The sequence below is a fragment of the Planococcus sp. FY231025 genome, from assembly GCF_052078085.1.
Taxonomy (GTDB): Bacteria; Bacillota; Bacilli; order Bacillales_A; family Planococcaceae; genus Planococcus.
The window spans coordinates 1-12,470 of the sequence record NZ_JBQJJG010000004.1 but is presented as its reverse complement, the minus strand read 5'-3'; the positions used below and the strand labels follow the sequence as shown (position 1 = coordinate 12,470).

The following is a 12,470-nucleotide window of genomic DNA, read 5'->3' as shown; positions in this document are numbered from 1 at the left end:
GAAAACAAAACAATAAAAAAAAACAGCCTGCCGGATAGGCAGGCTGTTCGGGATTATCGTAGAGGTTCAATGACCAGATAACGATTCGGTTCTTTTCCTTCTGAATACGTGTCGATATCAAGCCGCCGTGAAAGCGCCTGATGGATCACTTTCCGTTCATAGGACGGCATCGGTTCGAATTGGACGCGGCCGCCTGTGCGGATCGCTTTGTCGGCCATCCGGTCAGCCAGCTGCTCCAATGTCTCTTGCCGCCGTTCACGGTAGTTTTCAGCGTCCAGCTCAACAATCATGAACTGGTCCGAGTGTTTATTGGCGACAAGCTGTGCCAATTGCTGAAGGGAGTTCAGCGTATTGCCGCGCTTCCCGATCAGCATTGCCACTTTTTCGCTTTCGAGGTAGAAACTCACTTGCTTGCCTTTGCGCTGGTGCGTAATCTGCAAGTCATCAATCTTCATGCCCTTGGCAATCGTTTGAATGTAGTTTTTCGTCTCTTCGACCGCCCGCTCATTCAACTCTTCGGAAGCTTCTTCCACCAGCTCTTCGAGGATTTCTTCCGGTTTGCTGGAAGCCTGCTCCTCGGTTGCTGCCGGTTCGGCTTCAGCCGCTTCAACAACCGGCTCTTTCTCTTCGGCCGGCGGAGCGGCCGCTTCGTTCACCGTTACTTCCACTTCGGCCTCTTTGGCGCCGAAGCCGAAAAATCCTTTTTTCTCGGTTTGAATCACATTGATCGTGGCTTCTTCCCGGGAAACCTGGAGTTTTTCCAAGGCGGCAGATATCGCGTCTTCAACAGTCAGTCCCGTTTGCGTAATCCGTTTCACTTTTTAGCCCCTCCTGCTTTCGTTTTAACAGGTTGCTTCGTTTGCTTCACTTGTTTCGTCTGTTTCGGTCCCACCGGCTGTTTTTCATGTGTAGGAGCTGCCGGCTTTACTTTTTTCTTTTCCCACGGACGGTAGATGACCAGGTTCTGGATCAGGGAAATGATGTTCCCGACTACCCAGTATAGGGTCAGCGCCGATGGAAGGATGATACCGAATCCGATGATCATGACTGGCATAAAGTACATCATGATCTTCATCTGCGGGTTGTCCATTGCCGGGCCTGTCATCAATACGACAAATTGCATCAAGCCGGCAATGATTGCGAGGATGATGCTTGGTTCAGCGAGCGGGAAAATCAGGAAAGCGCCAAGATCGATCGATGGCGTGCTGTTCATGCGGCTGATCGCGTGATAGAAACCGATCAGCACCGGCATTTGGATCAATACCGGCAAGCACCCCGCCATCGGATTGACGCCGCGTTCTGAGAACATCGCCATCATTTCCTGCTGGTACTTCTGCTGCGTTACCGCATCTTTCGATTTGTACTTTTCTTTAAGCTTCGCCAATTCCGGCTGAAGTTCCTGCATGCGCTTCGAGCTGCGCGTCTGTTTGACCATAAGCGGCAGGAGCGCCAGACGGATCAGAACCGTTACTGCGATGATTCCCAGTCCGTATGTTCCAAGCAGATCCTTGAAGTACGTGATAGCCGATACGAGCGGCCATACTATGAATTCATTCCAAAATCCTTCACTGTCTTCACTGATCGGCTGTTCGAACTCGGTACAGCCGGATAGCAGCAATGCAACCGCTATCAATGAAAGGAGCAATACTGTGCGTTTCTTCAACCTTCTTCCCCCAAACTAATTTCAATTACTTCTATAATAACATTCACGCTGAAGCACTTTCTACTTCTTTGGCAAAGCACGGGCAATTTTCAGCACATGCTCCAAACTTTTCTTGCTTTCATGGTAATCGAGGTCGGCCGCCTGTTGCCGGGCGATGATAACGTAATCCGCATTCTGCATCAGTTCTTCCTTGCATTCAAGAAAGGCCTGGCGGATATAACGCTTGATGCGGTTGCGGGTGACTGCATTTCCCACTTTCTTGCTGACGGACAAGCCCAGGCGAAATTCCGGCTGATCGCTTTTCAATACATAGACGATAAACTGGCGGTTCGCAAACGACTTCCCTTTTTTGAAGATGCGTTGAAATTCTTTATTCTTCTTGATCCGTTGGTGCTTATTCATTTTTTCACCTGCTTATTTTGGTTCATCTCTGCCGAAAAAGCGGCAGAAAAGAAAAAAAAGACCACTGATGCGGTCAGTGGACTTAAGCTGATAGTACTTTTCTTCCTTTGCGACGGCGTGCAGCAATTACTCTACGTCCGTTTTTTGTGCTCATACGTGCTCTGAAGCCGTGTACTTTGCTGTGTTTGCGTTTATTTGGTTGGTATGTGCGTAATGTCATGGTGACACCTCCTGAATTATATAAGTCAACTATTTCTCAAAGACAGTCTTGACTATTATATAGTCGCTATGCATCAAATGTCAACGCCTTATTAAAAAAGATGCTATTTCGCCGACATTCTTCTTCTATAGAGTTATCCACACTCCCTCCAGAAAAAGTGAAAATCAGTGTGCGCTGTTTTTTTCTCAAATAAAATTATCCACACCCCTTATCTACAAGTTCCGCACATAAGAACCCCTTGTGGATAGCTTTTATGTGTGTAATAAATGTAATGTGGATAACTTGAAGAAGCGCTTGTAATGTCTCAGTTTTTCTGATAACATTAACTTGTTTTCACTTGTTGATAATTTTGAGCCCTAAAAACTTATCCACAAATTGTGGGTAAGGTGTGGACAGTTTTCCAAGGGCTTGTTTGCAAACGTTATCCACAGGCTGTGGTTTTGTGTATGGTATACTAAAAAAATATTTACATATAAAGGAGAAGAGCTATTGGAACACTTAGACGAACTATGGTCAAGTGTCTTAGCCCAAGTTGAAACCAAAATCTCCAAACCTAGTTTTGAAACGTGGTTAAAATCAACAAAACTTTTATCTTATCAGAACGATACAGTCACAATATCAGCGCCGAATTCGTTTGCACGTGATTGGTTGGAAAACCATTACGTGCATTTAATTACTGGGATCCTTTCAGATTTGACGGGTGACGATCTGCTGATAAAGTTTGTTGTGCCCAAAGATCAGGATATGGACGATTTTCAACTTCCGGCCCCGCGCGTCAAGCCAGGGCAAAATGAGCAGCAGGAATTTTTGCCGGGGATGCTCAATCCCAAATACACATTCGATACATTTGTTATCGGATCCGGCAACCGCTTTGCGCACGCTGCCTCACTGGCAGTGGCAGAAGCGCCTGCAAAAGCTTACAACCCGCTGTTTATCTACGGGGGAGTCGGACTTGGCAAGACACATTTAATGCACGCGATCGGACATTATGTCCTCGAACACAATCCGAATGCCAAAGTGGTTTATTTGTCTTCGGAAAAATTCACCAACGAGTTCATCAACTCGATCCGCGACAACCAGACCGTCGATTTCCGCAATAAATACCGCAGTGTCGACATTCTTTTGATTGATGATATTCAGTTTTTGGCCGGAAAAGAGCAGACGCAAGAAGAATTCTTCCATACATTCAATACGCTCCACGAAGAGTCGAAACAGATCATCATCTCGAGTGACCGGCCGCCTAAGGAAATCCCGACACTCGAAGACCGTTTGCGCTCCCGCTTTGAATGGGGATTGATCACCGACATCACACCGCCTGATTTGGAGACGCGGATTGCGATTTTGCGCAAAAAAGCGAAAGCCGACGGGCTCGATATCCCGAATGACGTGATGACGTATATCGCCAATTCCATCGATTCGAATATCCGGGAACTTGAAGGGGCTTTGATCCGCGTGGTCGCGTATTCCTCTTTGATCAACCGTGATATGAGTGCAGAGCTGGCAGCGGAAGCATTGAAAGACATCATGCCGAACTCGAAGCCGAAAGTGATCACGATTCTGGACATCCAGAACGCGGTCGGCGGGCAGTTCAATGTAAAATTGGAAGATTTCAAGACGAAGCGCCGGACAAAGGACATTGCCTATCCGCGCCAGGTAGCGATGTACCTGTCCCGTGAAATGACGGATTTTTCTTTGCCGAAAATAGGGGAAGAGTTCGGAGGGCGGGACCACACGACGGTCATCCATGCCCATGAGAAGATTTCGAAGATGTTGAAAGACAACCAGCAGCTCCAGCAGGACGTCAAGGACATCCGGAGCACGCTCGGAAAGGGTTGATCCACATGTGGATAACCCGGTATTTTCCCAAGCAGTTTATACACAGGCTATCTACATGTGGATAAGCTGCTTTTATTCACTTTATTGGGGTTATCCACATAATCACAGGCCCTACTACTATTATTACTTTAAAAGCATTAAATAAAATATATATATAAGCGAGGTTCGAGAATGAAATTCGAGATAATGCGTGAACGATTAGTCGAAGGTTTAAATGATGTAATGAAAGCGGTCAGTTCAAAAACGACGATTCCGATTTTGACCGGTATTAAAATGGATGTTTCTTCAGAAGGCATGAGACTGACAGGAAGCGATTCGGATATTACCATCCAGACGTTCATCCCTGCAGAAGAAGATGGAGAACAGATCATCCGTGTCACTCAAGGCGGAAGCATCGTGCTCCAGGCAAAAGTTTTTGGGGAAATCATCCGCAAATTGCCGACAAATGATGTCGAAATCGAAATCACCGGGAATTTCCAGACGCATATCCGTTCAGGGAAATCTGAGTTTCACTTGATCGGCCTGGATGCACTCGATTATCCACAATTGCCTGAAATCCAAGATGACCGGCTGTTTTCAATTCCTGCCGACTTGTTGAAAACCATCAACCGCGAAACCGTGTTTGCAGTTTCAAGTTCGGAAACGCGGCCGGTATTAACGGGCGTCCATTGGGAAGTCAAGGACGGGGAGCTTGTTTGTGTCGCTACAGACAGCCACCGCTTGGCACGCCGCAAAACGAAGCTTGAAACGCTTCCGGAAGATGAGTACAGCGTGGTCATCCCGGGGAAAAGCTTGAATGAACTGAACAAGATCCTCGATGACAATTCGGATCCGGTTGAAATCGTCATGACCAACCAGCAAGTCCTTTTCAAATCGAAGCATATCCTGTTCTTCTCCCGTCTATTGGAAGGGAACTACCCGGATACGTCGCGGCTGATCCCTTCTGAATACAAAACGGAAGTGGTCGTCAATGGCCGTTCGCTGCTTCAGGCGATTGACCGTGCTTCTTTGCTTGCCCGTGAAGAACGCAATAATGTAGTGCGCTTTTCCACAAATTCAGGCAGCGAAATCGAAGTTTCTTCCAATTCACCGGAAGTCGGGAAAGTGGAAGAGCAGCTCCAGGCACAAAGCATTGAAGGCGAAGAATTGAAGATTTCATTCAGCGCGAAATTCATGATGGACGCTCTGAAGGCGATCGACGGCCAGGACGTCTTGATCCAGTTCACAGGAGCGATGCGCCCGTTCATTTTGAAATCAGCGCTGGACGATTCCATTTTGCAGCTGATTCTTCCTGTCCGGACATACTAAAAACACAAAAGACCCTCAAGGATAGCCATAAAGGCTATCCTTTTTACTTTTTACCCCCGGTAAGGTAAAATAGAGGGATAGACTACGAATTGAAGGATGAGTGCATTTTGAGAGAAATAGGGATTGAAACGGAATTTATTACCCTTGGCCAATTATTGAAGATGACCGATACGATCAGCTCCGGCGGAATGGCCAAATGGTTCCTGAGCGAACATGAAGTTTTTGTCAACGGGGAGCCGGAAGACCGCAGAGGCCGCAAGCTTCGTCCGGACGACACAGTATCAATTCCAGAAGTGGGTGAATTCCGCATTGCAGTTGCTGAAGGCATGAGCTTCGATGTGGATTGACCATCTCGAGTTAACGGATTACCGGAATTATGAAACGCTCAAATTGGACTTTTCACCGGAAATCAACGTCTTTATCGGGGAAAATGCGCAGGGGAAAACCAATATCATGGAATCTCTGTATGTTTTATCCATGGCTAAATCGCACCGGACGACCAATGACAAGGAATTAATACGCTGGGATGCAGACTATGGTAAAATAAAAGCTGATGTGCATCGTAAATACGGCAAATTGCCCCTTGAAATAATTTTGTCAAAAAAAGGCAAAAAGGCGAAGGTCAACCACCTGGAGCAGCGCCGGCTGAGCGATTATATCGGACAGCTGAATGTGGTGATGTTTGCACCGGAAGACCTCCATCTCGTCAAAGGAAGCCCGCAAGTGCGCAGGCGCTTTATCGATATGGAGATCGGGCAGATTTCCCCGGTTTATTTGCACGATTTATTGATTTACCAAAAGCTATTAAAACAGCGCAACCATATATTAAAGCAGCATTACGGCAAAAAAGAGATCAATGACGTCATGTTTGATGTCTACACCGAGCAGTTTATCGATGCGGCAGTGAAAATCATCCGGAAACGCTATCAGTTCATGGAGCTTTTGCAGAAATGGGCCGAGCCGATCCATCATGGCATTTCCCGAGGGCTGGAACAACTTCAAATCCGCTATCAGCCAATCAGCGGTTTAAAGCCCGAATGGACGCCGACCGAGATGGCGTCTTTTTTAGAGCAGAAACTTATGGAAGTGCGCAAACGGGAAATCGAACGAGGTGTGACGCTGGTCGGGCCTCATCGGGACGATCTGCAATTCTATGTCAACGGATACGATATCCAGACCTATGGTTCCCAAGGGCAGCAGCGGACAACCGCGTTGTCGCTGAAACTGGCGGAAATCGAGTTGATCAAGCAGGAAGTCGGCGAAGCCCCTGTATTGCTCTTGGATGATGTTTTGTCGGAACTTGACGATTACCGGCAGTCGCATCTGCTCAATACGATTCATGGATCGGTCCAGACATTCGTCACCACCACCAGCGTGGATGGCATCGAACACGCAACGATCCAGAACGCCCGCCTTTTCGAAGTATCGAAAGGCGCGGTCAAGGAGTGAGGTTCCATGTATGTTTCCATCAGCACGGACCAGACCGTCCGGACCGATGAAATCATCGCTGTCATTTCGCATGAAAACTACACGCCCGCCGCTTTCGTGCGGCTGCTTGTGCCCATAGATAAAGTGAAATCATTCGTCGTTACGGATGATTTCATTTATGGAACGCCTCTAAAGGCGCAGTCAATCTTGAAAAAAGTGCAAGAACAAAGGCTATAGCAAATATGTCAATAGATTATGCAGTAAGGAAAGAGCAGGTGAACGCAGTGGCAATGGAAGAAAAAGATCTTCAACCATCATATGACGCAAATCAGATTCAAGTTCTGGAAGGATTGGAAGCAGTCCGCAAAAGACCCGGGATGTACATCGGTTCAACGAGTTCAAAAGGGCTTCACCACCTCGTTTGGGAAATTGTGGATAATAGTATCGATGAAGCACTTGCAGGCTATTGTGATGAAATCCAAGTGACGATCGAATCCGGCGACTGGATCCGTGTAGAAGACAACGGGCGCGGCATTCCGGTCGGCATGCAGGAAAAAATGGGCCGGCCGGCTGTTGAAGTCATCATGACCGTCCTCCACGCAGGCGGTAAATTCGGCGGCGGCGGCTATAAAGTTTCCGGCGGCCTCCACGGCGTTGGCGCTTCTGTAGTGAACGCATTGTCGGAAGTGACGGAAGTATACGTCAACCGCGACGGCAAACGCCATTACATCAAATTCGAACGCGGAGCGGTTACAGAAGAACTGCACGTGATCGGCGACGCCGAAAAGACCGGCACGACGATCCGTTTCAAAGCGGACGGCGAAATCTTCAAGGAAACGACTGTCTACGAATTTGACATTCTAGATCACCGTCTGCGCGAGCTCGCTTATTTGAACCGCGGCTTGCGGATTGTTGTCCGCGATGAGCGCGAAGGCGAAGAAAAAGAGAAGGTCTACCATTTCGAAGGCGGGATCAAATCCTACGTCGAACATTTGAATAAAACCAAAGACCCGCTTCATGAAGAGGCGATTTTTGTTGAGGCTGAAAAAGACGGTATTACGGTGGAAGTTGCGATGCAATACAATGCCGGCTATGCTGCCAATATTTTTTCGTTTGCCAATAATATCAATACCCACGAAGGCGGTACGCACGAGTCCGGATTTAAGACGGCCTTGACGCGCGTCGTCAATGATTACGGCCGCAAAAACGGCATGCTGAAAGAACAGGATGCCAATTTAACAGGCGATGACGTAAGGGAAGGGTTGACGGCCATCATTTCGGTCAAGCACCCGGATCCTCAGTTTGAAGGCCAGACGAAGACCAAATTGGGCAATACGGAAGTCAGCACAATCGTCAATAACTTGTTCTCCGGCGGTTTTGAGCGCTTCCTTCTTGAAAACCCATCGGTTTCACGCAAGATTGTCGAAAAAGGCATCATGGCGTCGCATGCCCGCATGGCTGCGAAAAAAGCCCGTGAATTTACGCGCCGAAAATCCGTATTGGAAGTCTCCAGTCTGCCCGGCAAATTGGCCGACTGTTCTTCACGCGATCCGAAAATCAGTGAAATCTACATCGTTGAGGGCGACTCGGCCGGAGGTTCGGCAAAATCAGGACGCGACCGCCATTTCCAGGCGATTCTGCCGCTGCGCGGTAAAATCCTGAACGTGGAGAAAGCCCGCCTCGATAGAATCCTGACAAATGCTGAAATCCGCAACATCATTACAGCGCTTGGCACAGGGATCGGCGAAGAGTTCAACTTGGAAAAAGCCCGTTACCATAAAGTCGTCATCATGACCGATGCCGACGTCGACGGCGCCCATATCCGTACGTTGCTGCTGACGTTCTTCTTCCGCTACATGCGGCCGCTGCTTGAAGCTGGCTATATTTACATTGCCCAGCCGCCATTGTTCCAGATTAAACAAGGCAAGCACGTGGATTATGTCTATACCGATGCGCAACTGAAAGACGCGCTTGAGAAATTGTCTCCGACGCCGAAGCCGAATATCCAGCGCTATAAAGGGTTAGGGGAAATGAACGCGACCCAGCTTTGGGATACGACAATGGATCCGGATGTCCGGACCTTGCTGCAAGTGACATTGAACGATGCGATGGTAGCGGATGAAACCTTCCATATTCTGATGGGAGACGACGTCGAACCGCGCCGCAACTTTATTGAGGAAAATGCGAAATACGTGAAAAACCTGGACGTTTAAGTGATGTAGAGTTGAGAGGAGGCTGCGGATATGGCTGAACGGCCTAGCAGTGGTGTTGAAGAAATAAATATAAGCACGGAGATGCGCACATCGTTTTTGGATTATGCGATGAGCGTCATCGTTTCCCGTGCCTTACCGGATGTGCGCGACGGGTTAAAGCCTGTCCATCGCCGCATCCTATATGCAATGCATGATTTAGGGATCACTTCGGACAAGGCCTATAAAAAATCAGCGCGTATCGTCGGGGATGTAATCGGTAAATACCACCCGCACGGCGACGTGGCTGTTTACGAAACGATGGTCCGCATGGCCCAGGATTTCAGCTACCGGTACATGCTGGTGGACGGACACGGAAACTTCGGATCCGTCGACGGCGATTCGGCTGCCGCAATGCGTTATACCGAGTCCAGAATGTCAAAGATTTCCATGGAATTGCTGCGTGACTTGAACAAAAATACGATTGATTACCGCGACAACTACGATGGCCAGGAAAAAGAGCCGATTGTTCTGCCAAGCCGTTTTCCGAACCTATTGGTTAACGGAACGTCAGGGATTGCAGTCGGAATGGCAACGAATATTCCGCCGCACCACCTGGGCGAAACAATTGATGCCGTATTGGCTGTAGCTGAAAATCCGGCCATCAGCACGGAAGAATTGATGGAGTTCATTCCAGGGCCTGATTTCCCGACAGGCGGGATCATCCTGGGCCGGAGCGGCATCCGCCGTGCATACGAAACCGGCAAAGGATCCATCCTGATCCGTTCCGTAGTCGAAATCGAAACAAAACCGAATGGCAAAGAAGTCATTCTGGTCCACGAACTTCCTTATCAGGTCAATAAAGCCCGCCTGATCGAAAAAATCGCTGAACTTGTCCGCGATAAGAAAATCGACGGCATTACGGATCTTCGCGACGAGTCCGACCGCAATGGCATGCGCATCGTGATCGAAGTCCGCCGCGATGCAAGCGCCAGCGTGCTATTGAACAATCTCTATAAACAAACGGCGATGCAGACGAGCTTCGGCATCAACATGCTGGCACTCGTGGATGGCCATCCGAAAGTACTGGGATTGAAAGAAGTCCTTTACCATTACTTAGAACACCAGAAAGTGGTCATCCGCCGCCGTACGCAATTTGATTTGACGAAAGCGGAAGACCGCGCACATATCCTGGAAGGTTTGCGCATCGCGCTCGACCATATTGATGCCATCATCGCATTGATCCGCGGCTCCCAGACAACAGAGGAAGCGCGCAATGGATTGATGAAAGATTTCAATTTGTCGGAGCGCCAGTCGCAAGCAATCCTCGATATGCGCCTCCAGCGCTTGACGGGCCTCGAACGCGACAAGATTGAAGAAGAGTACCAGGGTCTTGTCAAACTTATTGAAGAGCTTCGTGAAATTTTGGCCAACGAATACCGGATCATTGAAATCATCCGCGAAGAATTGACCGAAGTGAAGGAACGCTTCAGCGACGACCGGAGAACGGAAATCACTTCCGGCGGAACTGAAATGTTCGAAGATGAAGATTTGATTCCAAGAGAAGCGTCCGTTATCACGTTGACGCATAATGGCTACGTGAAACGCCTGCCGGCGAACACGTACCGCAGCCAGAAACGCGGAGGGCGCGGCGTACAAGGAATGGGCACGAACGACGATGATTTCGTTGAACACCTTCTATATACGTCCACCCATGACACGATCCTGTTCTTTACGAGCAAAGGGAAAGTGTACCGCAAAAAAGGCTACCATATACCGGAATATGGCCGCACCGCCAAAGGCCTTCCATTGGTCAACCTGCTGGAAATCAGCAAAGATGAAAAAGTGACCGCCGTCATCCGTGTCGAAGAGTTCAGAGAAGACGACTTCTTCTTCTTTACGACGCGCGAAGGCATCAGCAAGCGGACACCGGTATCGAATTACGCCAATATCCGCCAAAACGGATTGATTGCCATTAGCCTCCGTGAAGACGATGAGCTGATTTCGGTCAAACTTACGGACGGCAAACAGGAAATGGTCATCGGTACGCGCGACGGCGCATTGATCCGCTTCCCTGAAACGGATATCCGCAGCATGGGACGTACAGCCAGCGGTGTCCGCGGCATCCGTCTGCGTGAAGGCGACAAAGTGGTCGGCATGGAAATCCTGGAGCCGAACGATAACATTTTGGTCATCACCGAAAAAGGCTACGGCAAACAGACGAAGGAATCCGAGTACCGCGTCCAGTCAAGAGGCGGGATGGGAATCCGGACGTGCCAGATCACCGATAAGAACGGCCCGCTGGTAGCAGTCCGCACAGTCAATGGATCGGAAGATATCATGTTGATCACCATCAACGGCATTTTGATCCGTATGGACGTCAACGATATCTCGACGACCGGCCGGAGCACACAAGGCGTCCGCCTGATTCGTCTGTCAGAAGACGAGACGGTTGCGACAGTCGCACGCGTGAAAAAAGACATCGACATTCCGGAAGATGCTGAAGAGCAGGATGAAGATGTGGATACAGCCTTGATCGAAGAAAGTGCTGCAGCTGATGTCTTCGCAGAAGATGAAGTCGTGGCCAATGAAGAAGTCGATCATGTCGAAGAAGTAATTGAAGACAACGAGCAAGAAGAAGATGAAGAATAAGAACACAACCCGCTGAGGCAATCAGCGGGTTTTTATTTTGCCTGTGCCGGAAGGTTTTACCTCGGGCAAGCTGACGTTCAATTCTGAAAAGTTTCCTTAGAGAAAAAGAATTTCTAAATGCAGAAGTTTTTTCGTAAAACTGTTGACGCAGACTTTTGTACATGGTATATTAATCAAGTCGCCAATGAGTGCGGCGAACAACATGAACCTTGAAAACTGAACAGCAAAACGTCAACGAAAGACGTCACGAGCGCCGAGGCGCGAGAACGGCTTTTGCGAAGGTTGCCGCAAGGCAATCGGAGCACAGGTCTTCACCCCACAAGCGTTCGTGGCTTAATTACTGATCAGCTCACGCAGATCAAAGCGAGCCGCGCGTCCTTTTGGACGGCGGCACGCCAGCAAGCATTTGAGCAATCAAATCTTCTATAATGGAGAGTTTGATCCTGGCTCAGGACGAACGCTGGCGGCGTGCCTAATACATGCAAGTCGAGCGGAAGTTGAAGAGCTTGCTCTTCAACTTTAGCGGCGGACGGGTGAGTAACACGTGGGCAACCTGCCCTGCAGATCGGGATAACTCCGGGAAACCGGTGCTAATACCGAATAGTTTTGGGTCCCTCCTGGGACCCGACGGAAAGACGGTTTCGGCTGTCACTGCAGGATGGGCCCGCGGCGCATTAGCTAGTTGGTGGGGTAACGGCCCACCAAGGCGACGATGCGTAGCCGACCTGAGAGGGTGATCGGCCACACTGGGACTGAGACACGGCCCAGACTC

At 49.1% G+C, this 12,470-nt stretch carries 11 protein-coding genes and 1 rRNA gene; 8 read left to right on the top strand and 4 right to left on the bottom strand.

Annotated features, from left to right (window positions below):
- Positions 1-53: 53 nt before the first annotated feature.
- The 4 genes from jag to rpmH all read right to left on the bottom strand — a co-directional run bounded on the left by jag (position 54) and on the right by rpmH (position 2,285).
- On the bottom strand, positions 54-818 hold the full coding sequence (gene jag, locus ACTL32_RS03350) for an RNA-binding cell elongation regulator Jag/EloR (RefSeq protein ID WP_441340137.1): 765 nt from the start codon (positions 816-818) through the stop codon (positions 54-56).
- The gene (gene yidC / locus ACTL32_RS03345; protein WP_204893140.1) at positions 815-1,663 is read right to left on the bottom strand and encodes a membrane protein insertase YidC; all 849 of its coding nucleotides are present in this window, start codon (positions 1,661-1,663) and stop codon (positions 815-817) included. Before yidC ends, jag begins: the two co-directional genes overlap by 4 nt.
- Positions 1,664-1,723: 60 nt before the next feature.
- Positions 1,724-2,065 carry a ribonuclease P protein component gene (gene rnpA / locus ACTL32_RS03340; RefSeq protein ID WP_204893139.1) on the bottom strand — a complete coding sequence of 114 codons (342 nt, stop codon included), beginning with the start codon at positions 2,063-2,065 and terminating at the stop codon, positions 1,724-1,726.
- Positions 2,066-2,147: 82 nt separating this feature from the next.
- Positions 2,148-2,285 (bottom strand): 50S ribosomal protein L34, encoded by a 138-nt coding sequence (rpmH, locus tag ACTL32_RS03335; RefSeq protein ID WP_033544046.1) that lies wholly within the window; start codon positions 2,283-2,285, stop codon positions 2,148-2,150.
- A 489-nt stretch (positions 2,286-2,774) separates the two neighbouring features.
- On the opposite strand from rpmH, the gene dnaA reads away from it, so the two are divergent.
- From dnaA to ACTL32_RS03295, 8 genes are all read left to right on the top strand, one after another.
- A complete protein-coding gene (gene dnaA, locus ACTL32_RS03330; RefSeq protein WP_204893138.1) occupies positions 2,775-4,121 on the top strand; it encodes a chromosomal replication initiator protein DnaA in 1,347 nt (448 codons plus the stop codon).
- Positions 4,122-4,292: 171 nt separating this feature from the next.
- Positions 4,293-5,429, top strand: a complete 1,137-nt coding sequence (gene dnaN, locus ACTL32_RS03325; protein WP_204893137.1) for a DNA polymerase III subunit beta — start codon at positions 4,293-4,295, stop codon at positions 5,427-5,429.
- 107 nt (positions 5,430-5,536) lie between these two features.
- The gene (gene yaaA, locus ACTL32_RS03320) at positions 5,537-5,776 is read left to right on the top strand and encodes a S4 domain-containing protein YaaA (protein ID WP_377340074.1); all 240 of its coding nucleotides are present in this window, start codon (positions 5,537-5,539) and stop codon (positions 5,774-5,776) included.
- Complete coding sequence (gene recF / locus ACTL32_RS03315) at positions 5,766-6,878, top strand: DNA replication/repair protein RecF (RefSeq protein WP_204893136.1); 1,113 nt, start codon at positions 5,766-5,768, stop codon at positions 6,876-6,878. Before yaaA ends, recF begins: the two co-directional genes overlap by 11 nt.
- Before the next feature lie 6 nt (positions 6,879-6,884).
- Positions 6,885-7,094 (top strand): hypothetical protein, encoded by a 210-nt coding sequence (locus ACTL32_RS03310; protein ID WP_204893135.1) that lies wholly within the window; start codon positions 6,885-6,887, stop codon positions 7,092-7,094.
- 53 nt (positions 7,095-7,147) lie between these two features.
- The gene (gene gyrB / locus ACTL32_RS03305; protein ID WP_441340671.1) at positions 7,148-9,070 is read left to right on the top strand and encodes a DNA topoisomerase (ATP-hydrolyzing) subunit B; all 1,923 of its coding nucleotides are present in this window, start codon (positions 7,148-7,150) and stop codon (positions 9,068-9,070) included.
- A 30-nt stretch (positions 9,071-9,100) separates the two neighbouring features.
- Positions 9,101-11,698: a DNA gyrase subunit A gene (gyrA, locus tag ACTL32_RS03300; RefSeq protein ID WP_441340136.1), complete on the top strand. Its 2,598-nt coding sequence runs from the start codon at positions 9,101-9,103 to the stop codon at positions 11,696-11,698.
- Between the two features lie 425 nt (positions 11,699-12,123).
- A 16S ribosomal RNA gene (locus ACTL32_RS03295) occupies positions 12,124-12,470 on the top strand; the annotation flags it as partial.

Coding starts and splice junctions, on each gene's coding strand:
- gyrA (WP_441340136.1), top strand. CDS start 9,101: ATGGCTGAACGGCCTAGCAGTGGTGTTGAAGAAATAAATATAAGCACG.
- gyrB (WP_441340671.1), top strand. CDS start 7,148: ATGGAAGAAAAAGATCTTCAACCATCATATGACGCAAATCAGATTCAA.
- rnpA (WP_204893139.1), bottom strand. CDS start 2,065: ATGAATAAGCACCAACGGATCAAGAAGAATAAAGAATTTCAACGCATC.
- ACTL32_RS03310 (WP_204893135.1), top strand. CDS start 6,885: ATGTATGTTTCCATCAGCACGGACCAGACCGTCCGGACCGATGAAATC.
- dnaN (WP_204893137.1), top strand. CDS start 4,293: ATGAAATTCGAGATAATGCGTGAACGATTAGTCGAAGGTTTAAATGAT.
- rpmH (WP_033544046.1), bottom strand. CDS start 2,285: ATGACATTACGCACATACCAACCAAATAAACGCAAACACAGCAAAGTA.
- recF (WP_204893136.1), top strand. CDS start 5,766: ATGTGGATTGACCATCTCGAGTTAACGGATTACCGGAATTATGAAACG.